The sequence below is a fragment of the Streptomyces sp. NPDC127129 genome (assembly GCF_042671585.1).
Taxonomy (GTDB): domain Bacteria; phylum Actinomycetota; class Actinomycetes; order Streptomycetales; family Streptomycetaceae; genus Streptomyces.
Genome location: NZ_JBHXTV010000003.1, coordinates 205,101 through 229,963 on the forward strand (window position 1 = coordinate 205,101; position 24,863 = coordinate 229,963).

The 24,863-nt window shown below is 70.8% G+C and carries 18 protein-coding genes and 1 tRNA gene; 11 read left to right on the top strand and 8 right to left on the bottom strand.

Annotated features, from left to right (window positions below; all coding sequences use genetic code 11):
- The first annotated feature begins 71 nt into the window (after positions 1 to 71).
- Positions 72 to 2,636, top strand: coding sequence for an ATP-dependent helicase HrpB (gene hrpB / locus ACFVGW_RS07085; RefSeq protein ID WP_385851133.1), 2,565 nt, complete (start codon positions 72 to 74; stop codon positions 2,634 to 2,636).
- Here hrpB and ACFVGW_RS07090 read toward each other — a convergent pair.
- From ACFVGW_RS07090 to ACFVGW_RS07100, 3 genes are all read right to left on the bottom strand, one after another.
- Positions 2,620 to 3,585, bottom strand: a complete 966-nt coding sequence (locus tag ACFVGW_RS07090) for a DUF3068 domain-containing protein (protein WP_385851134.1) — start codon at positions 3,583 to 3,585, stop codon at positions 2,620 to 2,622. The two genes, hrpB and ACFVGW_RS07090, sit on opposite strands and share 17 nt — an antisense overlap.
- A gap of 14 nt (positions 3,586 to 3,599) precedes the next feature.
- A complete protein-coding gene (locus ACFVGW_RS07095; RefSeq protein ID WP_352186335.1) occupies positions 3,600 to 3,740 on the bottom strand; it encodes an SPW_0924 family protein in 141 nt (46 codons plus the stop codon).
- A 188-nt stretch (positions 3,741 to 3,928) separates the two neighbouring features.
- Positions 3,929 to 5,668, bottom strand: a complete 1,740-nt coding sequence (locus ACFVGW_RS07100; protein WP_385851135.1) for a lytic transglycosylase domain-containing protein — start codon at positions 5,666 to 5,668, stop codon at positions 3,929 to 3,931.
- Positions 5,669 to 5,900: 232 nt separating this feature from the next.
- Between ACFVGW_RS07100 and ACFVGW_RS07105 the strand changes: the two genes are divergently transcribed.
- Complete coding sequence (locus ACFVGW_RS07105) at positions 5,901 to 6,779, top strand: DUF4184 family protein (RefSeq protein ID WP_385851136.1); 879 nt, start codon at positions 5,901 to 5,903, stop codon at positions 6,777 to 6,779.
- Positions 6,780 to 6,875: 96 nt separating this feature from the next.
- Here the strand turns inward: ACFVGW_RS07105 and polA are convergent, their stop codons facing one another.
- Positions 6,876 to 9,530, bottom strand: coding sequence for a DNA polymerase I (polA, locus tag ACFVGW_RS07110; RefSeq protein WP_385851309.1), 2,655 nt, complete (start codon positions 9,528 to 9,530; stop codon positions 6,876 to 6,878).
- A gap of 178 nt (positions 9,531 to 9,708) precedes the next feature.
- On the opposite strand from polA, the gene ACFVGW_RS07115 reads away from it, so the two are divergent.
- From ACFVGW_RS07115 to ACFVGW_RS07145, 7 genes are all read left to right on the top strand, one after another.
- Positions 9,709 to 11,988, top strand: a complete 2,280-nt coding sequence (locus ACFVGW_RS07115; RefSeq protein ID WP_385851137.1) for an FdhF/YdeP family oxidoreductase — start codon at positions 9,709 to 9,711, stop codon at positions 11,986 to 11,988.
- Positions 11,989 to 12,115: 127 nt separating this feature from the next.
- Positions 12,116 to 12,622, top strand: a complete 507-nt coding sequence (locus ACFVGW_RS07120; protein WP_385851138.1) for a PaaI family thioesterase — start codon at positions 12,116 to 12,118, stop codon at positions 12,620 to 12,622.
- A 1,270-nt stretch (positions 12,623 to 13,892) separates the two neighbouring features.
- Entirely contained in the window at positions 13,893 to 15,125 is a 1,233-nt protein-coding gene (locus ACFVGW_RS07125) for a branched-chain amino acid ABC transporter substrate-binding protein (protein WP_352186340.1), read from the top strand.
- 100 nt (positions 15,126 to 15,225) lie between these two features.
- Entirely contained in the window at positions 15,226 to 16,155 is a 930-nt protein-coding gene (locus ACFVGW_RS07130) for a branched-chain amino acid ABC transporter permease (protein ID WP_352186341.1), read from the top strand.
- Between the two features lie 5 nt (positions 16,156 to 16,160).
- Positions 16,161 to 17,993 (top strand): branched-chain amino acid ABC transporter permease, encoded by a 1,833-nt coding sequence (locus ACFVGW_RS07135; RefSeq protein WP_352186342.1) that lies wholly within the window; start codon positions 16,161 to 16,163, stop codon positions 17,991 to 17,993.
- A gap of 3 nt (positions 17,994 to 17,996) precedes the next feature.
- A complete protein-coding gene (locus ACFVGW_RS07140; protein WP_385851139.1) occupies positions 17,997 to 19,049 on the top strand; it encodes an ABC transporter ATP-binding protein in 1,053 nt (350 codons plus the stop codon).
- Positions 19,046 to 19,762, top strand: coding sequence for an ABC transporter ATP-binding protein (locus tag ACFVGW_RS07145; RefSeq protein WP_352186344.1), 717 nt, complete (start codon positions 19,046 to 19,048; stop codon positions 19,760 to 19,762). Before ACFVGW_RS07140 ends, ACFVGW_RS07145 begins: the two co-directional genes overlap by 4 nt.
- A gap of 76 nt (positions 19,763 to 19,838) precedes the next feature.
- Here the strand turns inward: ACFVGW_RS07145 and ACFVGW_RS07150 are convergent, their stop codons facing one another.
- Positions 19,839 to 20,489 carry an ANTAR domain-containing response regulator gene (locus tag ACFVGW_RS07150; RefSeq protein WP_385851140.1) on the bottom strand — a complete coding sequence of 217 codons (651 nt, stop codon included), beginning with the start codon at positions 20,487 to 20,489 and terminating at the stop codon, positions 19,839 to 19,841.
- Between the two features lie 93 nt (positions 20,490 to 20,582).
- Between ACFVGW_RS07150 and ACFVGW_RS07155 the strand changes: the two genes are divergently transcribed.
- Positions 20,583 to 20,665, top strand: a tRNA-Leu gene (locus tag ACFVGW_RS07155).
- Positions 20,666 to 20,749: 84 nt separating this feature from the next.
- Positions 20,750 to 21,538: a helix-turn-helix domain-containing protein gene (locus ACFVGW_RS07160; protein ID WP_385851141.1), complete on the top strand. Its 789-nt coding sequence runs from the start codon at positions 20,750 to 20,752 to the stop codon at positions 21,536 to 21,538.
- Here ACFVGW_RS07160 and ACFVGW_RS07165 read toward each other — a convergent pair whose 3' ends face one another.
- From ACFVGW_RS07165 to ACFVGW_RS07175, 3 genes are all read right to left on the bottom strand, one after another.
- Complete coding sequence (locus ACFVGW_RS07165; protein WP_385851142.1) at positions 21,539 to 22,492, bottom strand: DUF4331 family protein; 954 nt, start codon at positions 22,490 to 22,492, stop codon at positions 21,539 to 21,541.
- 54 nt (positions 22,493 to 22,546) lie between these two features.
- A complete protein-coding gene (pyk, locus tag ACFVGW_RS07170; RefSeq protein ID WP_352186348.1) occupies positions 22,547 to 23,983 on the bottom strand; it encodes a pyruvate kinase in 1,437 nt (478 codons plus the stop codon).
- Between the two features lie 134 nt (positions 23,984 to 24,117).
- Positions 24,118 to 24,801: an SIMPL domain-containing protein gene (locus ACFVGW_RS07175; protein ID WP_385851143.1), complete on the bottom strand. Its 684-nt coding sequence runs from the start codon at positions 24,799 to 24,801 to the stop codon at positions 24,118 to 24,120.
- Positions 24,802 to 24,863 lie beyond the last annotated feature (62 nt).

A 24,863-nucleotide genomic window follows, 5' to 3' on the forward strand; every position in this document is an offset into this window, starting at 1 on the left:
CGGTCATATAAGAGGACCGGGCCTGTGGACAGCGGTGCCCGCCTCCGGGGGCGACGTACGAGACTGAGTGCGTGATCCGACACGACGCACTCGACCGTCTCCCCGTCCGCCATGCCGTGCCCGAGCTGCTGACCGCGCTCGAGGAGCGCGGCACGGCGGTGCTGCACGCGCCTCCCGGCACCGGCAAGACCACGCTGGTGCCGCTCGCGCTCGCGGGACTCATAGGGGACGGACCGCGACGGCGGGTGCTGGTGGCCGAGCCGCGCCGGATGGCGGTGCGGGCGGCGGCCCGGCGGATGGCGTGGCTGCTGGGACAGGACGTCGGCGAGGCCGTCGGCTTCTCGGTCCGCGGCGAGCGCCGGACCGGCCCCGCGACCTGCGTCGAGGTGGTGACGACCGGTGTCCTCCTCCAGCGGCTCCAGCGTGATCCGGAGCTGGCGGACGTGGACGTGGTGCTGCTCGACGAGTGCCACGAGCGTCATCTGGACGCGGACACGGCGGTGGCGTTCCTGGTGGACGTCCGGGCGACGCTGCGGCCCGAGCTGAAGCTGATCGCCGCCTCGGCCACCACCGACGCCGAGGCGTGGGCGGAGCTCCTGACGGTCGTCGACGGCACCGGCCCGGCGCCCGTCGTCCGGAGCAAGGGCGAGGGGCACGGTTACGCCGTCCGGTTCGCCGCGCCGCCCGCAGGCGTCCGGCCCTCCCACGGCACCTGGGTGGACCCCGCTCTGCTGCGTCATGTGGCGGCAACGGTCCGGCTGGCGTGCGAGCGCCACCAGGGCGACGTCCTCTGCTTTCTTCCCGGCACGGGCGAGATCGCGCGGACGGCGGGGATGCTGGCGGACCTCGATGCCGACGTGTTCCAGCTGCACGGGCGGGCGCCGGCGGCGGTGCAGGACGCGGTGCTCCGCGGGGCGGAGCCCGGTGGGCGGCGCCGGGTGATCCTCGCGACCTCGGTGGCGGAGTCGAGCCTGACCGTGCCGGGGGTGCGGATCGTCGTGGACTCGGGGCTGGCGCGGGAGCCGCGGACGGACCACGCCCGCGGCCTGGGGTCGCTCGCCACGGTGCCGGTGTCGCTCGCCGCCGCGACGCAGCGCTCGGGCCGCTCCGGCCGGGAGGCGGCCGGGGTCGTGTACCGCTGCTGGGCGGAGGCGGACGACGGGCGCCGCTCCCGCTTCCCCTCCCCCGAGATCGAGATCACGGACCTGGCCTCGTTCGCCCTGCGCACGGCCTGCTGGGGCGACCCCACGGCGCAGGGGCTCGCGCTTCTGGACACACCGCCGGCCGGGGCGATGGCTGCCGCGCGCTCCGTCCTGACGGCGATCGGTGCGGTGGACGGGGAGGGGCGTGCGACGGAGCGGGGTGTACGGATGTCCCGGCTCGGGGTGCACCCCCGGCTGGCCCGGGCCCTGATCGACGGTGCGCCCGAGGTCGGTGCGCGGCGGGCGGCCGAGGTGGTCGCGCTGCTCAGCGAGGAGCCGCCGCGGGAGTACGGCGACGACCTGGCGGCGGCCTGGCGCGCGGCGCGGCGGGGCGCCGACGGGTACGGGGCGCGCTGGAAGGCGGAGGCCCGGCGACTGGAGCGGTCGGCCGCCGAGGCGGGGCCGGCGTCTCCGCGGGCCGGGGACGGTGGTGCTCCGGCGGGCGGCGGGGAGGACGTCGTGGCCGGACTGGTGACGGCGTACGCCTTTCCCGAGCGGGTGGCCAGGGCGCGGGAGAGCGGCGGGTTCCTGATGGTGTCGGGCACGGGTGCCGAGCTCGCCGAAGGGTCGGGGCTCGGCAGCGCCCCGTGGCTGGCGGTCGCCGTGGCGGACCGGACCGCGCGGAGCGCCACGGCCAGGGTGCGGCTGGCCGCCGTGGTGGACGAGGACGTGGCGCGGGCCGCGGCCGGGCATCTGCTCGCCTCCGGCGAGGAGGTCCACTGGGAGGACGGGGAGGTGGTCGCCCGGTCGGTGTCCCGGCTGGGCGCCGTCGAGCTGACCGCCCGTCCGCTCAGGGACGGCGCCGACCCCGGGCGCGTACGGGCGGCGCTCCTGGACGGGTTGCGGCGCGAGGGGCTGGGGCTGCTGCGGTGGAGCCGGGAGTCGGAGGAGCTGCGACTGCGCCTCGCCTTCCTCCACCGGGTCGTGGGAGAGCCCTGGCCCGAGATGGCGGAGGGGGCCCTGCTCGACCGGGCGGACGAGTGGCTGGAGCCGGAGCTCTCCCGGGCCCGGCGGCGGGCGGACCTCGGCCGGATCGACGCGGGGCAGGCGCTGGGACGGCTGCTGCCGTGGGCGACGGGTGAGGCGGGCCGGCTCGACGAGCTCGCGCCGGAGCGGATCGAGGTGCCCAGCGGGTCGCGGATACGGGTGGACTACGGAGGGGAGCAGCCGGTCCTCGCGGTGAAGTTGCAGGAGATGTTCGGGCTCGCCGAGACGCCGCGGGTGGCGGGCGGGACGCCGGTCGTGGTCCATCTCCTCTCCCCTGCCGGCCGGCCGGCGGCCGTCACCGCCGATCTGGCCTCGTTCTGGCGGGACGGCTACCGCGCCGTGCGGGCGGAGCTGCGCGGGCGCTATCCCCGGCATCCGTGGCCGGAGGACCCGGCGGGGGCGGAGCCGACGCGGCACACCAGCGCGCGGCTCAGGAGGGAGCGGTAGCGGTGCTGTCCGGGCCGGGGTGCCGGCCGCGGGCCTCCAGCCAGAGGGAGAGGGCGAGCAGGAGGAGGGAGAGGGTGAGGAACGTCCACGGGAGGTAGGAGGTGACCAGGAGGACGACCGTACGGTTCGTCCTGACCAGCTCGACCGTGCTGCGGATGTAGTCCTCGCGCATCTTCACATGGCCGGAGAAGGCGGTGACCTTCCAGTCGGTCTTCTCGTTGCGGAGCTCCTCCTTGTGGATCTCCTCGCCGTTGACGGGGGCGCCGGTGACGGGGTCGACCCAGAACATCCGCTTGGTCGTGTACCAGATGGTCATGCCCGACTGGCTGATCATCTCGGGGGTGACGCCCTCGATCGGCATCGTCTTGGGCATGGGGACTTTGGTCCAGGGGATGGTCTGCTCGAAGTAGTAGACGTCCATGCCCCGGAAGGTGCGGGTGCCCTTGTAGTGGATGGGCGCCGAGGTGCGGGAGCGGGCGTCGTAGTACTGGTAGTCCCGCTTCTCGGTGAGGAAGGGCCATTTGAACTCGATGCCCTCGCGCCGGACGGCGTCGCCGTCGACCATCGCCCCGGTGGCGTTGACCGGGTCCTGGGTGTGTGCGTCGAAGATGTAGCGCTCGGGGATCTTGGAGACCATCTTGCCGTCGGGGCCGGTGATGTAGGTGAGCGCGTCCCAGACGACGACGTCGCGGCCGGCGTTCCGCTCGATCCGCTTCGACTCCTCCACGTTGCCCTTGAGCGTCTGGATGATCGTGAGCTTCTCGACCTCCTTGGCCGTGAGGGTCGAGTAGTCGACGAGGGTGGCGGGCTTCGCCTCCAGGACGATCTCCTGGTACTGGTTCGGCGGGATCTTCGCCACGCGGGGGAAGACGTACCAGCGGAGGGTGGGGGCCATCGCGGCGAAGAACACGGCGAAGGAGAGCAGGACGAGGCTGGCGCGGCGGCGCATGGGCGGGGCTCCTCCTACTTCTTGGGGCCGGGGTCGGCGGTGAGGAGGGGCTTGGGCGAGGTGGGCCCGTCAGGCGGCAGGTCGGCCACGGAGACGAGGAGGATGACGAGGAGGACTGGGACCAGCCCGATGGCGGCGGCTACGAGGGCGCGCAAGGTCGGCCTCCCGGTGCTCGATCTGATGCGGCGTCAGGGCTGGGGCACCGTAGCAACGTGGCCGCAAGATGAGAACACGTTGCACTCAGAACACAGAGCTCCGCCCCCTCGTCCGGGCGGACGAGGGGGCGGAGGACGGGCGGCGGCCGAGCGGGGCGCTCCGGTGGGGGCGCTGCTCGGCGGATCGCTCAGGGGGTCCGGGTTGCCTCGGGCGAGCCGGTCGGCGAGGACGTCGGGGCGGGCGTCGGGGTCGGGGTGGGGTCGGGGGCCGGGGCGGTGACCTCGAGCTCGATGGTCAGGGTGCCTCCGCCGGGCGTCGTCAGCCGGAGCAGGAAGGTGCCCGCCTGGTCGTCGGCGTAGATGTCGGGGAGGGTGAGCAGCCCGTTGGCGTCCGTCTTCACCGTGAGGGTCCGCAGCGGCTTGCCGTCGGCGTCCTTGAAGTAGGGGCCCTTGGTCTGGGTCTGCGGGTCGTCCGCCGAGGTGATGAAGGTGGCGGTCAGGCCGACCGAAGCGGCTGCGGCGCCGTCGAGGGTCGCCTTCACCAGGACGCGGTCCGCGAACCGGGCGCCGGTGGTGGCCGTCAGCTCCTTGTCGTCACCGCGGACCAGCGTGTCGGCGGTCCGCTCGGTGACGGTCGCGGTGAACGACACGGGCGCCAGTGCCCGGCCCACGACCGTGGCCCGGACCGTGAACGTGCCCGTCTGCTCGCCGGCCCGGACGTTCGGCGCGACGGCACGGCCCGTGGAGCCCGTGGTGACGCGCACGCTCTTGGCCACACCGCCGAAGTGGGAGTCGGTGGAGCCGACGATCTCGAAGCGCACGCTCACTCCGGCGACCGGCTTGCCCTTCGCGTCCAGCGCCTCGACGGTGGGCCGCTCGGCGAAGGTGCCACCGGCGGCGACCGTCAGCGTGCCGGTGCCTGCGTCCTTGATCCGCACCACCCCGACGGTCGCGGGCGGGGTCGGCGTGGAGGTGCCGGGCTCGGACGGGTTCGGCGTCGGCGTGGGCTTCGGCTTCTGAGGGGTCGGCGACGGCGAGGGGGTCACCGGCGCGGTCGGCGTGGTCTGCGGGGTGCGGCCGCGGCTCGGGGTGTCGCTGCGGTCGACGGGCAGCGTTCCCGTGCCGTCCGGGACCTGGTGGGTGCCGCGCTGGTAGTACTCGAACCAGGAGAGCACCGTGCGCAGATACTCGGTCGAGCGGTTGTAGCTGAGGATCGCCCGGTCCAGATCGGCCTTGACCGCGAGGTCGCGGTTGTTGGCGCACAGGTAGAGTCCGGCGGCCTGCGCGGCGTCGTAGATGTTGTTGGGGTCCTTGCGGCCGTCGCCGTTGGCGTCCTGACCCCAGGTCGCCCAGGTCGAGGGGATGAACTGCATCGGGCCGACGGCGCGGTCGTGCGTCGTGTCGTTGTCGAAGGCGCCGTTGTCGGTGTCCGAGATGTTCGCGAAGCCGACACCGTCGAGCTTCGGGCCGAGGATCGGCGAGAGCGTGGTGCCGTTGGCGTCGACGCGTCCGCCGCGCGCCTGTCCGGACTCGACCTTGCCTATGCCGGCGAGCAGCTGCCACGGAAGGTGGCAGGCGGCGTCGCTGGACCGTATGGACTGCTCCGCGCGCTTGTAGGCGGAGAGCACGGTCGCGGGTATGCCGGCCTCGGCGGGGCCGGTGACGATCGGCAGGTCTATGGAAGTGCCCGGCTTGTTGGGCGTGTTCAGCGGCGGGAGGTCGGTGTAGTACGGCGAGTCGCCGGTCGCCGATCCGTCCGGCGGGAGCGTCGCGTCACCGGCGCCGACCGGCCGGTCCCCACCCGCGGTGTCCGCGGGCGGCGGGACCGCGCCGGGCCCCTGCGAGGCGGCCAGTGCCGCCACCGCCGCGGCCACGACGGCGCCGCTGGTGGCCCCCCTGCGCAGCCGACGGCCGAATTGCGCTGCCATACGTCCGGTTCCTCCCCCTCGACTGCACTCCGCGCTCCCCGCGCGAGGCCTCAGGAGACCCTATGACACCGACGGGCCCCGGAACACCGAGCCCTGACCGTGTTTCACTCTTTCGTCACCTCTTGGCCTCCCACGACCGGGGTTGAGATCGCTCACGCATACTGGGCGTGATCGCCGAGCGTCGGCCGCCGGGACGTTCCCGGGCCGGCGTGGATTCGAGGGGGATGTTCCGATGCCGTTCACGCTCAGTCATGCCGCCGCGGTGCTGCCGGGCATCCGCCGGGACGGCACGGGACGCGGCCCGTTGATCGCCTCCGCGCTGGTGGCGGGGTCGTTCGCGCCCGACATGACCTATTTCGCGGCCACGGCGGTCCCCGGCGCGATGCTCTTCGGAGACGTCACGCACTCCGGGCTCGGTGTCGTGACGGTCGATCTGCTCATCGCGGGCGCCCTGGTCGCGGTGTGGCTGATGGTGCGTGAGCCGTTGGTGGCACTGCTGCCGGGCCGGTGGCAGGGACGGGTGTGCGGGTTCGTCCGGGGAAGTTCGTGGAACGGCCGCGCGCCCCTGCCGCTCGCCGGGTGGTTCTGCGTGTCCGCGGCGATCGGGGCCTCGACCCATGTCGTGTGGGACTCCTTCACCCACCTCGACCGCTGGGGTACGCGCGCGATCCCGTTCCTCGACGCGATCGTGGCCGGGTTCCCGGTCTATCTGTACCTGCAGTACGGAGGGTCGGCGCTAGCGCTGGCGCTGCTGGTGTGGTTCACGCTGCGGGCGCTGCGCGGTGCCGCCGGAGGGGCCACGCCGCCGGACGGCGTGCCGGTGCTGAGCCGTCGGGGACGGTGGCTGGCGGGCGGGCTGATCGGCGCCTGCGTCCTGGCCGGGATCGTCCACCGGTGCCTGCGCTGGTACGCGTACTGGGGCCGGATCGAGACGCCCCTGGACATCGTGCCGACGGCCTGCTTCGGCGGCGGCGCGGGGCTCGCGGTCGGCCTGGTGCTGTACGGCGCGGGGATGCGGCTGCGCGGGACCCGGCCTGCGGCGGCCGCGTCCCGTGAGGGCGGGCTTTCCCGGGACGACGAGCCGGCCGGCTCCCGTCCGGGACCTCGCTGACCCCTGCCGCGGGACACGGCGAACCGTTCCGCCCGTCGCACCCCGCCGACGAGACGGTCTGCCGGCGCGGGCGGTCTCCCGCCCGCGCCGGGGCCGTCAGTGCGCCGCCGACTCCCAGTCCGGGCCCACGCCGACCGAGACGTCGAGGGGGGCTCGGAGGGAGACCGCCGAGGCCATCTGCTCGCGCAGGACGGCCTCGACCTGCTCCCGCTCGCCCGGGGCCACTTCGAGCACGATTTCGTCGTGGACCTGGAGGAGCATGCGGGAGGCGAGCCCGGCCTCGGTCAGCGCCCGGTCCACGTTCAGCATCGCGACCTTGACGATGTCCGCCGCCGTGCCCTGGATCGGCGCGTTCAGCGCCATCCGCTCGGCGGCCTCACGGCGCTGGCGGTTGTCGCTGTTCAGGTCCGGGAGGTACCGGCGCCGGCCGAGCATCGTCTCCGTGTACCCCGTGGCGCGGGCCTCGTCGACGACCCGGTGCAGGTACTCCCGTACCCCGCCGAAGCGCTCGAAGTACGTGTCCATCAGGGCGCGGGCCTCGCCCGGCTCGATGTTCAGCTGCTGGGAGAGGCCGAAGGCCGAGAGGCCGTACGCCAGGCCGTAGGACATGGCCTTGATCTTGCGGCGCATCTCGGCGTCGACGGCCGACCGCTCGACGCCGAAGACCTGCGAGGCGACCGTGGTGTGCAGGTCCTCACCGGAGGTGAACGCCTCGATGAGGCCCTCGTCCTCGGAGAGATGGGCCATGACCCGCAGTTCGATCTGGCTGTAGTCCGCCGTCATCAGCGACTCGAAGCCCTCGCCCACGACGAAGCCGTGCCGGATGGCGCGGCCCTCGTCGGTGCGCACCGGCACGTTCTGCAGGTTCGGGTCGGTGGAGGACAGCCGGCCCGTCGCCGCCACCGTCTGGCTGAAGGTGGTGTGGATGCGGCCGTCGCCGGCGATCGTCTTGATCAGGCCCTCGACCGTGGAGCGCAGGCGCGCCTGCTCACGGTGGCGGAGCATGATCACCGGCAGTTCGTGCTCGGTCTGCCCGGCCAGCCAGGCCAGCGCGTCGGCGTCCGTGGTGTAGCCGGTCTTGGTCTTCTTCGTCTTCGGCAGGTTCAGTTCGCCGAAGAAGACCTCCTGGAGCTGCTTGGGCGAGCCGAGGTTGAACTCGTGCCCCACCGAGTCGTGCGCCTCCTTCACGGCCTGCTGCACCGCTCCGGCGAACTGCTGCTCCATGGCTTCCAGATGGTCCCGGTCGGCGGCGATGCCGTGCCGCTCCATCCGGGCCAGGAGCAGGGACGTCGGCAGCTCCACGTCGTGCAGCAGCTCGGTCGCGCCGACCTCGCCGAGCTTCTCGCCGAACGCGTCTCCGAGATCGAGGACCGCCCGCGCCTGCGCCATCAGGGCGTCCGCCTCGGCGTGCTCGTCGGTGCCGAAGGCGAGCTGCCCGTCGGCGGCCGCCGGGGCCAGCTCACGGTGGAGGTACTCGACGGAGAGCGCGTCCAGGGCGAAGGAGCGGCGCCCGGGCTTGACCAGGTAGGCGGCGAGCGCGGTGTCCATCGTGATGCCGTCGAGCTGCCAGCCGTGCTCGGGGAAGACCCGCAGGGCCTCCTTGGCGTTGTGCATCACCTTCGGCCGGGCGGCGTCGGCGAGCCAGGCCGCGAAGGCCCGCTCGTCCTGCTCGTCGAGGCGGGTCGTGTCGAACCAGGCCGCCTTGCCGTCGGCCGCCGCCAGCGCGACCTCGGTGACGTTGCCCGCGCCCAGGGCCCAGGTGGCGACGGTGGCGACACCGAGCGGCTGCGCGCCGTGCGCCTCCAGCCAGGGCGCCAGTTCGCCGGTGCCGAGGGCGGTGCCGTCCAGCTCGACGCCCGCGTCGGGAACCGGGGCTTCCTCTTCCTCCGCACCGGGGTCCACCGCGAGCAGGCGCTCGCGCAGGCTCGGGTTGCGGATCTCCAGGACCTCGAGGAAGCCCTTCAGAGCGGTCCGGTCGTACGGCGCGCGCTCCAGCTCCGCGACGGTGCGGGGCAGTTCGACGTCCCGGACCAGCTCGGTCAGATGGCGGTTGAGCTTGACCGACTCCAGATGGTCGCGCAGGGCCTGCCCGACCTTGCCCTTGACCTCGTCGGCGCGCTCGACCAGCTCCGCGAAGGAGCCGAACTGGTTGATCCACTTCGTCGCGGTCTTCTCGCCGACGCCCGGGATGCCGGGCAGGTTGTCGGACGGGTCGCCGCGCAGGGCGGCGAAGTCGGGGTACTGCGAGGGGGTGAGGCCGTACTTCTCCTGGACCTTCTCCGGCGTGAAGCGGGTCAGCTCGGAGACGCCCTTGGTGGGGTAGAGCACGGTCACGTGATCGGTGACCAGCTGGAAGGAGTCGCGGTCGCCCGTGACGATCAGGACCTCGAAGCCGGCCGCCTCGGCCTGCGTCGCGAGCGTCGCGATGATGTCGTCGGCCTCGAAGCCGTCGACCGCGAACCGCACCGCGTTCATGGTGTCGAGCAGCTCGCCGATCAGCTCGACCTGCCCCTTGAACTCGTCGGGGGTCTTGGAGCGATTCGCCTTGTACTCGGGGAAGTCGGCCGAGCGCCACGTCTTGCGGGACACGTCGAACGCGACGGCGAAGTGCGTGGGCGCCTCGTCGCGCAGCGTGTTCGCCAGCATCGACGCGAAGCCGTAGATCGCGTTCGTCGTCTGTCCGCTCGCGCTCGTGAAGTTCTCCACGGGCAGGGCGAAGAACGCCCGGTACGCGAGCGAGTGCCCGTCCATGAGGAGCAGGCGGGGACGGGTTTCTTCGGTCTTCTTCGATGCTGTCTCGGCCACGTACACGATCCTGCCACGGACCACCGACAATCCCGTCCACACCCGGTCCGGGCACCGCGCTGTCCCAGGCGCGTGACAGGATCGGAGACGTACGAACGAGGACGACCGCTCAAGGGAGAGCGCGATGGTCAGCAAGCCCCCCGCCGGCGACCCGGTCCAGGACGCGCCGCAGGTCGCGCCGCCGCAGCACGCCGCCGCCGGCCTGCCCGCCGTCGCGCACACCCTCAGGATCGCCCAGGCGCAGATGGGTGTGGCGCGCAGCGCGCGGACCCTGCTCAAGGTCAACCAGAAGGACGGTTTCGACTGTCCCGGCTGCGCCTGGCCCGAGGGCGACAAGCGGCATGTGGCGGAGTTCTGCGAGAACGGGGCGAAGGCGGTCGCCGAGGAGGCGACGCTGCGCCGGGTGACCCCGGAATTCTTCGCCGCGCACCCCGTGGCGGACCTGGCGGACCGGAGCGGGTACTGGCTGGGCCAGCAGGGCCGCATCACGCAGCCCATGTATCTGGCGGAGGGCGCCGAGCGGTACGAGGCGGTGACCTGGGAGCGGGCCTTCGCGATCATCGCCGAGGAGCTGACCGCCCTCTCCTCCCCCGACGAGGCGCTCTTCTACACCTCGGGGCGGACCAGCAACGAGGCCGCGTTCCTGCTGCAGCTCTTCGCCCGCGAGTTCGGTACGAACAACCTGCCGGACTGCTCCAACATGTGCCACGAGTCCTCCGGCTCGGCGCTCAACGAGACCATCGGGATCGGCAAGGGCAGCGTCTCCCTGGAGGACCTCCACCAGGCCGACCTGATCGTCGTGGCCGGGCAGAACCCGGGCACGAACCACCCCCGGATGCTCTCCGCCCTGGAGAAGGCCAAGGCGGCGGGCGCGAAGATCATCTCGGTGAATCCGCTGCCCGAGGCCGGTCTGGAGAAGTTCAAGAACCCGCAGACCGCCACCGGCATGCTCCGGGGCGCGGCGCTGAACGATCTCTTCCTGCAGATCCGCATCGGCGGCGACCAGGCTCTCTTCCGGCTCCTGAACAAGCTGGTCCTGGAGACGGACGGGGCGGTCGACACCGAGTTCGTCGACGCGCACACGCACGGCTTCGAGGAGTTCGCCACGGCCGCGCGCGCCGCGGACTGGGACGAGACGCTGGCCGCGACGGGCCTGGAGCGGTCCGAGATCGAGCGGGCCCTGGAGATGGTCCTCGCCTCGGAGCGGACCATCGTCTGCTGGGCGATGGGCCTCACCCAGCACAAGCACTCGGTGCCGACGATCCGCGAAGTGGTCAACTTCCTGCTGCTGCGCGGCAACATCGGACGCCCCGGTGCCGGCGTCTGCCCCGTCCGCGGCCACTCCAACGTGCAGGGCGACCGCACGATGGGCATCTTCGAGCGGCCCGCGCCCGCGTTCCTCGACGCCCTGGACAAGGAGTTCGGGATCGTCTCGCCGCGCCATCACGGCTTCGACGTGGTCCGCTCGATCCAGGCGCTGCGCGACGGCGAGGCGAAGGTCTTCTTCGCCATGGGCGGCAACTTCGTCGGCGCCACCCCGGACACCGAGGTCACCGAGGCGGCGATGCGCCGGGCCCGGCTGACCGTCCACGTCTCGACGAAGCTGAACCGTTCGCACGCCGTCACCGGCACGCGCGCGCTGATCCTTCCCACGCTCGGCCGCACGGACAAGGACGTCCAGGCGAGCGGCAAGCAGTTCGTGACCGTCGAGGACTCGATGGGCCTGGTGCACGCCTCGCGCGGCAACCTGCCGCCCGCGAGCCCGCACCTGCTCTCCGAGCCGGCGATCGTGGCCCGTATGGCCCGGGCCGTCCTCGGGGCCGGCTCGGCCACGCCGTGGGAGGAGTTCGAGAAGGACTACGCCACGATCCGCGACCGCATCGCGCGCGTGGTGCCCGGCTTCGCGGATTTCAACGCCCGCCTCGCCGCGGACCCGGGCGGTTTCGCACTGCCGCACGCCCCGCGCGACGAGCGCCGCTTCCCCACGGCCACCGGCAAGGCCAACTTCACCGCCGCCCCCGTCGAGTACCCGAAGGTGCCGGAGGGCCGGCTGCTGCTCCAGACCCTGCGCTCGCACGACCAGTACAACACCACGATCTACGGCCTCGACGACCGCTACCGGGGGATCAAGGGCGGCCGGCGGGTCGTCCTGGTCCACCCCGAGGACGCGGCGGCACTGGGCCTGGCGGACGGCGCGTACACGGACCTGGTCGGCGAGTGGACCGACGGCAGCGAGCGGCGCGCGCCCGGCTTCCGGGTCGTGCACTACCCGACGGCGCGGGGCTGTGCGGCCGCCTACTACCCGGAGACGAACGTCCTGGTGCCGCTGGAGTCCACGGCGGACATCAGCAACACCCCGGCCAGCAAGTCCGTGATCGTACGGCTGGTCCCGGCGGCCGGCTGATCACCGCACCTCCTGGGCAGGGGGGCCGGACCGCTCCCGGGAGCCGTCTGGAACAATCACGGCACGCCTAAGCGTTTGCTCAGGCAGGTGTTCACGACGACGTACGAAGACGAACGGAGCCGGGCCGATGGGCGAGCAGCATCACGTGAAGTTCCCGCAGGAGGTCATCGACGAGTACGCCGCGCTCGGCGTCGATCTTCCCGCCCTCTTCTCGGCCGGACACCTCGGCAACCGCATGGGCGTGCAGATCATCGAGGCCTCCGCGGAGAAGGTCGTCGGCACGATGCCGGTGGAGGGCAACACCCAGCCGTACGGTCTGCTGCACGGCGGCGCCTCCGCCGTCCTCGCCGAGACCCTGGGCTCGATCGGCTCCATGCTGCACGGCGGTGTCTCCAGGATCGCGGTGGGCGTGGACCTGAACTGCACCCACCACCGCGGGGTCCGCAGCGGGCTCGTGACGGGTGTCGCGACGCCGGTGCACCGCGGCCGTTCCACGGCCACCTACGAGATCGTGATCACCGACGAGCAGGACAAGCGGGTCTGCTCGGCCCGGCTGACGTGCCTGCTCCGCGAGGTCTCGCCCAAGGACGCCGACAGCATCCCGAACGCGGGCGGGAGCGGCGCCGGCGCCTGACATCCAGCCGGCGCCCGACACCCCTGCCGGGGGCACCACCCCTTTCCCACGCGGCCCGGGACGGTCACCACCGTCCCGGGCCGTGCCGCGTCGGGGCGATCACGGCGTACCGTCACCAGGAGTCACCTTCGCGCCAGCGGGTGCGGTTCCGGATCGGGCCCCGGCCACCGCCTCCCGGGGGCATGGAGCCTCTCCTTCCGGGCACCGTCGCCGGTGGAGCGCACCGGACCCCGGAACACCGGCCCCCGGACGCGGAGCCTCGTCTTCCGAACGCCGACCCGCCGGCCGACCGCTCCCGCGGAGGGCGCGCGCGTTTCGCCCCCCGGACACCGAAGTCGCCGGGCCGGCAGCGCGACCACCGCGCTCGACGACACCGGCGCCGCACCTCGCACCGCACCACCCGGCCCGCGCCCACCCCCGCGCCCGGGCGCCCCGCGTATCAACAGCCTCTCCCGTCACGGCGATTCGCGCAGTTCACCACCCGGATCACCGTCAGGTTCCCTTCCCGCGGCCACCACCGCCGGCGCGCACACCCGCCCCGCCCGTCCCGCTCAACTCCCTTGACCGTAGGGCCTGTTGTGCCCCTGCGAGCAGGTTCTCCCGGGAGTCCCGCCCGCGAGGCATCCGCGCCGCGTCCGGGCTTCGCGGACGGCGCCGGAACCACCACGGGCTCCGCCCGGCGCGGCGGCGGACATCCGCACCGACCTCGCCACGTACCGGGTGAACGACGTGCCCGAGGGGAGCACATGGGCGGAGCTCCGCCGGACGCCCGGGGAACGGAAAGCCGCCTCCGCCTCCCGCCGTCACCCCTTGCCCCCGTAACACTCCGTGACAGTTCTCCGGCCGGAGAGCGGTGCGGTCACTCCACGGCTCCGTCCGCTGACGTTTGAGTGACTGTCCGATATCCGGAGAGCGTCACAAGCGGTCCGACAGGAGCAAGTTCCACTCAAGCCCCTTAGCGGAACTGGGCGTTCTCACTATGTGAACACCACATTGCAGACCCTTATGTCCCGATTTGCCCACCCCCTGTCCACCTCCTCTCCCCCAGGCGATAACAAGACAGTCACATCCTGACCTCGCCGCTCCCCACCTCCTCCACCTGCGCTTAGAGTCACCGCCAGTCACCGCGCCGCCGGGCGCGTCCACTGCACGACCCCAGCACCACCACAGTCATCCCAGTACGGCCCGGCATTCACAAACGGCACCTCAAGCTCCATGCTTCACGGCACCGCCTCAGCTCGAGGGGGCCGCGCCAGGGAAAGGATTCATCGTGCGACACCGTTCCTTGCTCATCCTCACCACCGCGATCACCGCGGGAGCACTCACCCTCACCGCCTGCGGTTCGCGCGACGACAAGGGCGGCGACGCCGCCGGCGGCGGCAACACGACCGTCGTCATCGGCCTCGACGCGCCGCTGACCGGCGACCTCTCCGCGCTCGGTCTCGGCATCAAGAACTCGGCCGACCTCGCGGTCAAGACGGCCAACAAGAAGGAGTACGTCAAGGGCGTCACCTTCAAGCTGGAGTCCCTCGACGACCAGGCCCAGCCCTCCTCCGGCCAGCAGAACGCCACCAAGCTGGTCGCCGACAAGGAGGTTCTCGGCGTCGTCGGCCCCCTGAACTCCTCCGTCGCCGAGTCGATGCAGAAGGTGTTCCAGGACGCGAACCTGGTGCAGGTCTCCCCGGCCAACACCAACCCCTCGCTGAGCCAGGGCCCCAACTGGAACAGCGGTGACAAGAAGCGGACCTACAAGTCCTACTTCCGCACCGCCACCACCGACGCCATCCAGGGCCCGTTCGCCGCCCAGTACGTCGTCAACAAGGCCAAGAAGACCAAGGCCTTCATCATCGACGACAAGAAGACCTACGGTGCCGGCCTCGCCGCCACCTTCAAGGGCGAGTTCGAGAAGCTCGGCGGCAAGGTCGTCGGCACCGACCACGTCAACCCCGACACCAAGGACTTCAGCGCCGTCGCGACGAAGGTCAAGAGCTCCGGCGCCGACGTCGTCTACTACGGTGGCGAGTACCCGGCCGGCGGCCCGCTGACCAAGCAGATCAAGGAAGCCGGCGCCAAGGTCGTCGTCGTCGGTGGCGACGCGCTCTACAGCGCCGAGTACATCAAGCTCGGTGGTGCCGCCTCCAACGGCGACATCGCCACCTCCGTCGGCGCGCCGATCGAGCAGCTGCCCTCCGCCAAGGAGTTCCTGGCCAACTACAAGGCCGAGAACTACAAGGACGCGTACGAGGCGTACGGCGGCTACTCCTACGACTCGACCTGGGCCATCATCGAGGCCGTCAAGAAGGTCGTCGACGGCAACGGCGGCAAGCTTCCCTCCGACGCCCGCGCCAAGATCGTCGAGGCGATGCAGTCGATCTCCTTCGAGGGCGTGACCGGCAAGGTCTCCTTCGACGAGTTCGGTGACACCACCAACAAGCAGCTGACCGTGTACGGCGTCGAGAACGGCGCTCACAAGCCGATCGAGTCCGGCACCTTCGGCGGCTGATCCGCACCACCCCCCTCAAGCACCACCTTCGCCGCGCGGGGCGCTGCACCAAGCGCCCCGCGCGGTGTCACATCCGTCGAAAGTCTCGGAGGACAATGCGGTGAACGAACTGCCGCAGCAGCTGGTCAACGGCCTGCTACTGGGATCCATGTACGGGCTGGTCGCCGTTGGTTACACGATGGTCTACGGCATCGTCCAGCTCATCAACTTCGCCCATGGCGAGATCTTCATGACCGGCGGCTTCGGGGCCCTGACGGTCTGGCTCATGCTCCCCGGAGGCACCAGCCTCTGGATCGCGCTCCCCCTCATGATCATCGGCGCCATCCTGGTCGCCACGACCATAGCCGTCGGCGCCGAACGCTTCGCCTACCGGCCACTGCGCGGCGGACCCAAGCTCGCCCCGCTCATCACGGCCATCGGCCTCTCGCTCGCCCTCCAGCAGGCCGTCTGGGCCTGGTACCCCGAGGCCAAGTCGGCCCGCACCTTCCCCCAGATCCCCGGCGGCCCGATCGAGCTCGGCCCGATCACCATCGGAACCGGTGACGTCTTCCTCGTCGTCGCCGCCCCGATCTGCATGGCCTTCCTCGCCTTCTTCGTCATGCGCACCCGCATCGGACGCGGCATGCAGGCCACGGCCCAGGACCCGGACACCGCACGCCTCATGGGCGTCAACACCGACCGCATCATCGTGATCGCGTTCGCGCTCGGTGCCTCGTTCGCCGCCGTCGGAGCCGTCGCGTACGGCCTCAAGTACGGCCAGATCGACTACAAGATGGGCTTCCTCCTCGGGCTCAAGGCGTTCACCGCCGCGGTCCTCGGCGGCATCGGCAACATCTACGGCGCGATGATCGGCGGACTCGTCCTCGGCATCGCCGAGACCATGGCCACCGCCTACATCAACCACATCCCCGGCATGCAGCAGCTCGGCGGCCAGTCCTGGGCCGATGTCTGGGCGTTCGTACTCCTCATCGTCGTCCTCCTCCTCAGGCCCCAGGGTCTGTTGGGCGAGCGCGTCGCGGACAGGGCGTGACCACCATGACCACCACTTCCGAGAACACGACGGCCCCCGCCGCACCCGAGCCCGCGACCACCACGGCGACCGGACTCCTCCCCCTGCCCGCCACCACCGCACGGGCCCTGGCCCTCGGCGGCGGCGCGCTCACCGTGGTCAGCTGCTTCCTCTCCTGGACCTGGACGGCCGCCTTCCCCGGCGACCTCACCGTCTACGGCTACCCGGGCGGCCTGCAGTGGCAGGTCCTCGTGGCCGGCCTGCTCACCGTCCTGTTCAGCCTCTCCTCGTACGGCGTCAAGGGCACCCACTGGCTCACCCCGGCCGGCGCCGACGCGGCGATCAAGTTCTCCGCGCTCGCCGCCTTCGCCACCGCCTGGTACACGATCATCTCGATCAGCGTCCAGCTCGGCGGCCCGATCAACCTGGAGCCCGGCGGCGCCGTCGTCGGCCTCGCCACCCTGCTCGCCCTGATCGGCGCGCTGGCCCTGCCCTTCGAGCGTCCCGAACTCCACGCCGTGGACCCCGAGGACGACGGCTGGTCCCAGTTCCGCCACCGGCTCGGCAACGGCCTGCAGACCTTCAAGGCCTCCTTCGCCGCGGGCCAGGCCCGCCCGGTGCGCCCGCTGCCCTCCGCGGTCGAGATCCTCATCATCACCGGCATCCTCGCCGCCGGCCTGGGCGTCTTCACCTACGGCATCGGCACCGAGTACGACGAGGCCTTCATCGGCTTCCTGATCACGGCCGGCCTCGGCTTCGCCGCGCTCACCAAGTCCGGCCTCATCCAGCAGGCCACCCAGCTGACGTCGAAGCACCAGAACCTCACCATCGCCGGTGCGTTCACCGCCGCGGCCCTGTTCCCCTTCACCCAGACCGACGACCAGTACGCCACCATCGGCGTGTACATCCTGATCTTCGCGACGGTGGCCCTCGGCCTGAACATCGTCGTCGGCCTCGCCGGCCTGCTCGACCTCGGTTACGTCGCCTTCCTCGGCGTCGGCGCCTACGCCGCCGCCCTGGTCTCCGGCGCGCCGACCTCCCCGCTCGGCATCCACCTCCCCTTCTGGGCCGCCGTGCTCGTCGGCGCCGGAGCCTCCCTGATCTTCGGCGTCCTCATCGGCGCCCCGACCCTGCGACTGCGCGGCGACTACCTCGCCATCGTGACGCTCGGCTTCGGTGAGATCTTCCGCATCACGATGATGAACACGGACGGCACCTCCGGTCCCGACATCACCAACGGCTCCAACGGCATCGCGTCCATCCCGAACCTCAACATCTTCGGCTTCGACTTCGGCATGGAGCACTCCATCGCCGGATTCACCATCGGACGCTTCGCCAACTACTTCTTCCTGATGCTGCTGATCATGGCAGTCGTCGTCCTCGTCTTCCGACGGAGCGGCAACTCCCGCATCGGCCGCGCCTGGGTCGCCATCCGCGAGGACGAGACCGCCGCGCTCGCCATGGGCATCAACGGCTTCCGCGTCAAGCTCATCGCCTTCGCCCTCGGCGCCTCGCTCGCCGGTGTCGCCGGCACCGTCCAGGCCCACGTCACCTACACCGTGACCCCGGAGCAGTACCTCTTCGCCGGCCCCATCCCGCCCAACTCCGCCTTCCTCCTCGCCGCCGTCGTCCTCGGCGGCATGGGCACCATGAGCGGTCCCCTCGTCGGCGCGGCACTGCTCTTCCTCATCCCGAACAAGCTTCAGTTCATGGGCGACTACCAGCTGCTCGCCTTCGGACTCGCGCTGATCCTGCTCATGCGGTTCCGCCCCGAGGGCATCATCGCCAACCGGCGCAACCAGCTCGAGTTCCACGAGAACGCCGAAGCGCCCGCCACGCTCGCCAAGGCAGGTGCCTGAACCATGACGACCACCACCACGACGCAGGACGCCGCCCCGGCCGTCCCGGACCGCGAGCCCGTCCTCGACGCCCGCGGAGTCACGATGCGCTTCGGCGGCCTCACCGCCGTCCGCGACGTGAACCTCACCGTCAACAGCGGAGAGATCGTCGGCCTCATCGGCCCCAACGGTGCCGGCAAGACCACGTTCTTCAACTGCCTCACCGGCCTCTACATCCCCACCGAAGGCGAAGTCCGCTACAAGGGCAACGTCCTGCCGCCGAAGTCCTTCAAGGTCACCGACGCAGGCATCGCCCGCACCTTCCAGAACATCCGGCTCTTCAGCAACATGACCGTCCTGGAGAACGTCCTGGTCGGCCGCCACACCCGGATGAAGCAGGGCCTCTGGTCCGCCCTGCTGCGCCTTCCCGGCTTCAAGAAGGCCGAGAACGAGGCCGAGACGCGAGCCCTCGAACTCCTGGAGTTCATCGGCCTCAAGCACAAGGCCGACCACCTCGCGAAGAACCTCCCCTACGGTGAGCAGCGCAAGCTCGAGATCGCCCGCGCACTCGCCAGCGACCCCGGCCTCATCCTCCTGGACGAGCCCACGGCCGGCATGAACCCGCAGGAGACCCGGGCCGCCGAAGAACTCATCTTCGCCATCCGGGACATGGGCGTCGCCGTACTCGTCATCGAGCACGACATGCGCTTCATCTTCAACCTCTGCGACCGGGTCGCCGTACTCGTCCAGGGCGAGAAGCTGCTGGAGGGCGACAGCCAGACCGTCCAGAGCGACGAGCGGGTCATCGCCGCCTACCTCGGCGAGCCCTTCGAAGGCGCCCCCGGCGAGGAAGAGGTGGCCGAGGTCGAGGCGGCGGAAGCCGCCGCGGAGGAGGCCGCCGCCGAGGCGACCGACACGGACGCCGACCCCGAGCCCTCCGGCACCGACGCCGAGCCCGCCGACGCCGAGACCGCCGACGAGGCCGCCGAGGCCGCCGGCGACGCCACGGACAGCACAGAGACCGCGGCCGAGGACACCCCGAAGGCCACCGGTTCGGGCAAGGAGAACGACGCATGACCGCACTGCTCGAAGTCGAGGACCTGCGCGTCGCCTACGGCAAGATCGAGGCCGTCAAGGGCATCTCGTTCTCCGTCGAGGCCGGCGAGGTCGTCACCCTGATCGGCACCAACGGCGCCGGCAAGACGACCACCCTGCGCACCCTCTCCGGACTGCTCAAGCCCGTCGGCGGCCAGATCAAGTTCGAGGGCAAGTCCCTCCGGAAGACGCCCGCACACAAGATCGTCTCCCTCGGACTGGCCCACTCCCCCGAAGGACGGCACATCTTCCCCCGGATGACGATCGAGGAGAACCTCCTCCTCGGCGCCTTCCTCCGCAAGGACACCGCGGGCATCGCCAAGGACGTCCAGCGCGCCTACGACCTCTTCCCGATCCTCGGGGAGCGGCGCAAGCAGGCCGCGGGCACCCTCTCCGGCGGCGAGCAGCAGATGCTCGCCATGGGCCGTGCCCTCATGTCCCAGCCCAAGCTGCTCATGCTCGACGAGCCCTCCATGGGCCTCTCCCCGATCATGATGCAGAAGATCATGGCGACCATCGCCGAGCTCAAGGCCCAGGGCACCACCATCCTGCTCGTCGAGCAGAACGCCCAGGCCGCTCTCGCCCTGGCCGACCACGGCCACGTCATGGAGATCGGCAAGGTCGTCCTGTCCGGCACCGGCCGCGACCTGCTCCACGACGAGTCCGTGCGCAAGGCGTACCTCGGCGAGGACTGAGCCACCGGCACCGAGAACGAGGAGGCCCGCCCCACAGCGTTGTGGGGCGGGCCTCCTTCTCGTACGTCCGACGTACCTACTGGCCCTTGGCCGCCTTCTTCTCCTCGGAGTCCTCGATGACCGCCTCGGCGACCTGCTGCATCGACATGCGCCGGTCCATCGACGTCTTCTGGATCCAGCGGAACGCCGCGGGCTCCGTGAGCCCGTACTGCGTCTGCAGGATGCTCTTCGCCCGGTCCACCAGCTTGCGCGTCTCCAGCCGCTGGGAGAGGTCGGCGACCTCCTTCTCCAGCGCCCGCAGCTCCGCGAACCGGGACACGGCCATCTCGATCGCCGGCACCACGTCGCTCTTGCTGAACGGCTTCACCAGGTACGCCATCGCACCGGCGTCCCGCGCCCGCTCCACGAGGTCGCGCTGCGAGAAGGCGGTGAGCATCAGGACGGGGGCGATGGACTCCCCGGCGATCTTCTCGGCGGCGGAGATGCCGTCGAGAACGGGCATCTTCACGTCCAGGATGACGAGGTCGGGCCGGTGCTCCCGGGCGAGCTCGACGGCCCGGGCGCCGTCGCCGGCCTCGCCGACGACCGAGTAGCCCTCTTCCTCGAGCATCTCTTTGAGGTCGAGGCGGATGAGGGCCTCGTCCTCGGCGATGACGACGCGGGTCGTCAGCGGCGGGACGTGCGACGCGTCGGCGTCGTCGGGCTGGGGCGACTCGGGGGCGGTCACGGGGGCTCCTCGTTCGGGGCGTGGTGCTGCATGAAGAAGCCTACCTAGCTGCTGGCGCCACCGGTGACCGGGTACACTCCGACTGGCAACCCTGCCGGGTTGGTGGAATGGCATACACGGATGTCTCAAACACATCTGCCCGTGAGGGCTTGCGGGTTCGAGTCCCGCACCCGGCACCGGCCATGAAGCGGATGTTCACCTTCGCGTGAATGTCCGCTTTTCGCTACGCACAGCCAGGGATCATTGCGCAGGGTAGTCGCATGAACTTCCACGGCACAGAGGTGCGACAACGGGCGCTCACGCTCCTTCGAGGCGGCGCAAAGAATGCGGACGTGGCCCGCAGGCTCAACGTCCCCACAGGGACGATCAGCTACTGGAAGCACGTGGATCGCGCGAAGCGCGGCGAGTGCCCGGGCAGGCGCAGCCCGAAGTGCCCGCGTTGCGATGGTCGCGAGTTGGACGAAGTCGCGTACGCCTACCTCTTAGGTCTCTACCTCGGCGACGGACACATCATCCAGAACCGGGCCATGCGGGTACCCAGCCTCTCCATCACCTGCGCGGATTCCTGGCCGGGCCTCATCGACGCGTGCACGGAAGCCATGCAGTCCGTACTCCCGGGGAACTCCGCGTCCAAGGTGCAGCGGAAGGGATGCCAGGAGGTGAAAATCTACTCTCAACACCTCTGGTGCCTCTTCCCGCAGCACGGGCCTGGGAGGAAGCACCAGCGGCACATCTCGCTCGAGCCCTGGCAGCAGGAGATCGTCGACGTGCACCCTTGGGCGTTCATCCGTGGGCTCATTCACTCCGACGGGTGCCGGATCACCAACTGGACCACCCGGCTCGTGGGTGGCGAGCGCAAGCGGTACGAGTACCCCCGGTACTTCTTCACCAACAAGTCGGACGACATCCGAAAGCTGCTCGGCGACACCCTCAGCGCAGTGGGAGTCGAATGGACCACCACCGCCCGTGGCGTCGACCCTTACAACATCTCCGTCGCGCGCAGAGCGTCCGTCGCCCTCATGGACCTGCACATCGGTGCCAAGCACTGATCAGTGAGGTGTCCCCAGGTACGGGAAGTGCGGGAGCAGGTCCTTGTGGGGGCCGATGTGGTCCGAGGTGACCCTGCCGTTCGAGACCATCGCCAGCCGGGCCGAGGTGACGTCGTCCGTGAGCGTGCGTCCGTTGGGGTAGGCGGCGGGCTTGGCGCGGTCGTAGCGCAGGACGTCGGGGAGGACCGTGCGGAGCGCCTTCTCCGCGGCTTCGGGGGTGTAGCCGCCGGTGTGGGCGAGGGCCGCCTTCCAGGGTTCGAGGTAGGTCGCCCAGTCGTCGGCCGGTTCTCCCGCGTTGTAGGCGTCCTTGACCTCCTCCGCGTTCAGGTAGGCGGTGAGGGAGGGGTGGGCTCCGCGGTCGACGGACTTGAGTTCGCCGTCGACGTGGAGGCTGACGCGGGCCCAGACTCCGATCCGGGGGTTGTCGCCGAGTGCCGCGTCGGGCATTTCGAGGGCGATGCCGAAGACGTTCTTGTCGGCGCCCCAGTCGGTGCCGGTCCAGGTGAAGTCGGCGACGATGCCGTCGAGGTCGGCGAAGAAGGGGTCGCTGCGCAGTCCGGCGGAGACCTTGTAGCCGTCGGCCTCGGTCACGGACAGCTCGCGGCCGAAGGAGACGGGGACGTCGGTGAAGAGGGGCGTGCCGGCGGCCTCGTGGGCTCGGGCCTCGACGCCGGTGGCGCGGTGGAGGGCGAGGGTCTGCTCGCCGTCGTCCGCGGGGTCGGAGAAGGTGAAGCTGAAGGCGATGTCGGCCTGGTTGTCGCCGTCGGTGTCGATGTTGATGCGGTAGACGGCGTCGGGGTGGAACGCGGTGCCCCCGGTGGGTGCGATCGGGTTGACGTTCATGATGAGAACGGTGCGCCCGCCGGGAACGGTGAAGGCGAAGAGGTCGGTGAGGTCCAGGCGGGCGTCGTCCATCGGGGAGCGCAGGTGGGGGCCGCTGAGGTGGTGTGACATGGCGTCACTTTCGCGCTCGGACGGGGGTGTCGGGGTGCGACGGGGCCGCCGTGGTCACTCCTTCGGGCTGTCGTCCTCGCCGATGTGGTGGACACGGACGAGGTTGGTGGAGCCGGGGACGCCGGGCGGGGAGCCGGCGGTGATGACGACGATGTCGCCCTTTCGGCAGCGGCCGATGCGCAGGAGCTCTTCGTCGACCTGGGCGACCATGGCGTCGGTGGAGTCGACGTGGGGGCCGAGGAAGGTTTCGACGCCCCAGGTGAGGTTGAGCTGGGAGCGGGTGGCGGGGTCGGGTGTGAAGGCGAGCAGGGGGATGGGTGAGCGGTAGCGGGAGAGGCGCTTGACGGTGTCGCCGGACTGGGTGAAGGCGACGAGGAATTTGGCGCCGAGGAAGTCGCCCATTTCTGCGGCGGCGCGGGCGACGGCTCCGCCCTGGGTGCGGGGCTTGTTGCGCTCGGTCAGGGGTGGCAGGCCCTTGGCGAGTACGTCTTCTTCGGCGGCTTCGACGATCCGGCCCATGGTGCGGACGGTTTCGACGGGGTATTTGCCGACGCTGGTCTCGCCGGAGAGCATGACGGCGTCGGTGCCGTCGATGACGGCGTTGGCCACGTCGCTGGCCTCGGCGCGGGTCGGCCGGGAGTTGTCGATCATGGAGTCGAGCATCTGGGTGGCGACGATGACGGGCTTGGCGTTGCGCTTGGCGAGCTTGATGGCGCGCTTCTGGACGATGGGGACCTGTTCGAGGGGCATCTCGACGCCCAGGTCGCCGCGGGCGACCATGATGCCGTCGAAGGCGGCGACGATGTCGTCGATGTTCTCGACGGCCTGGGGCTTTTCGATCTTGGCGATGACGGGGAGGCGGCGTCCCTCTTCGTCCATGATGCGGTGGACGTCTTCGATGTCGCGGCCGCTGCGGACGAAGGAGAGGGCGATGATGTCCGCTCCGGTGCGCAGGGCCCAGCGGAGGTCGTCGATGTCCTTTTCGGAGAGGGCGGGGACGGAGACGGCGACGCCGGGCAGGTTGAGGCCCTTGTTGTCGGAGACCATGCCGCCTTCGACGACGCGGGTGTGGACGCGGGGTCCGTCGACGGAGGTGACTTCGAGGGTGACGCGGCCGTCGTCGACGAGGATGCGCTCGCCGGTGGTGACGTCGGCGGCGAGGCCGTCGTAGGTGGTGCCGCAGATGTGGCGGTCGCCTTCCATGGGTTCGACGGTGATGGTGAAGTCGTCGCCGCGTTCAAGGAGTACGGGACCTTCGCGGAATCGGCCGAGGCGAATCTTCGGGCCTTGAAGGTCGGCGAGGACTCCGATGCTGCGGCCGGTTTCGTCGGAGGCTTTCCGTACGCGCTGGTAGCGCTCCTCGTGTTCGGCGTAGCTGCCGTGGCTGAGGTTGAAGCGGGCGACGTCCATTCCGGCCTCGACGAGTGCCTTGATCTGCTCGTACGAGTCGGTGGCGGGCCCCAGGGTGCAAACGATTTTCGCTCGGCGCATGGTTTGACCCTAGGGCTTACCGGCGGGTAGTTGAGGGGCCGGGCATGTCTGTTCAACAACCTTTGCGTGAAAGGTTATTGACAAGTCTTGAATCTGTGCGGGCGGGTGCTCCGATGAGCGTTTCGGGGGTGGTTCTAGAGGGCCGGAGGGGTCATCGTGAAGCGGGCCGTCACCTCTGCCGTGACTGTCTGGAGTTGGGGTTCCAGGTCGAGCGGTGGAGGGGTGTCGGAGGCGTCGGCGGCGAAGGCCATGCGCAGGCCGCCTCCGGCGGCCGGGGGTGGGACGAGGCCTGTGTCCGAGAGCTCCAGGAGGGCGGCGAGGGAGGTTCCGAGGGCTTCGGCGTAGGCGCGGGCGCGCTGGACTGCCTCTCCCACCGCCGTTCGGCGGGCTTCGGCGTAGGACGGGGAGTCGGGGCGCAGCGCCCACCAGGGGCCGTCGACGCGGGTCAGTTCGAGGTCGGCAAGGCGGGTGGTGAGTTCGCCCAGGGCGGTGAAGTCGGTGAGCTCCACGGTGAGATGGACGCGTCCCTGATAGGCGCGGATGCGTTCGCCGCGGCCGTGCCGGCCCGGTTCGGGGGTGATGGAGAAGGCGCCGGTCTCCAGTTTCTCGACGGCGTCGCCGTAGGACTTCACGAGGTCGAGGGCGAGGGTGTTGCGCCGGGTGAGGTCGGAGAGGGTGGCCGCGCGGTCGGTGCCGCGGGCGCTGACCGTCACCGCGATGCGGGCGATTTCCGGATCGACGTCGAGTCGGGCCTCGCCGCGGACGGCGACCTGCGGTGCCTCCGGGGTGGGGTGCGGGCTCGGTTGGGGGGTCGTCACGTCGGGCTCCCTCGTACGGGTGACGGCTGCGATCCCGAACACTTTCCCACTCCGTGACCCGA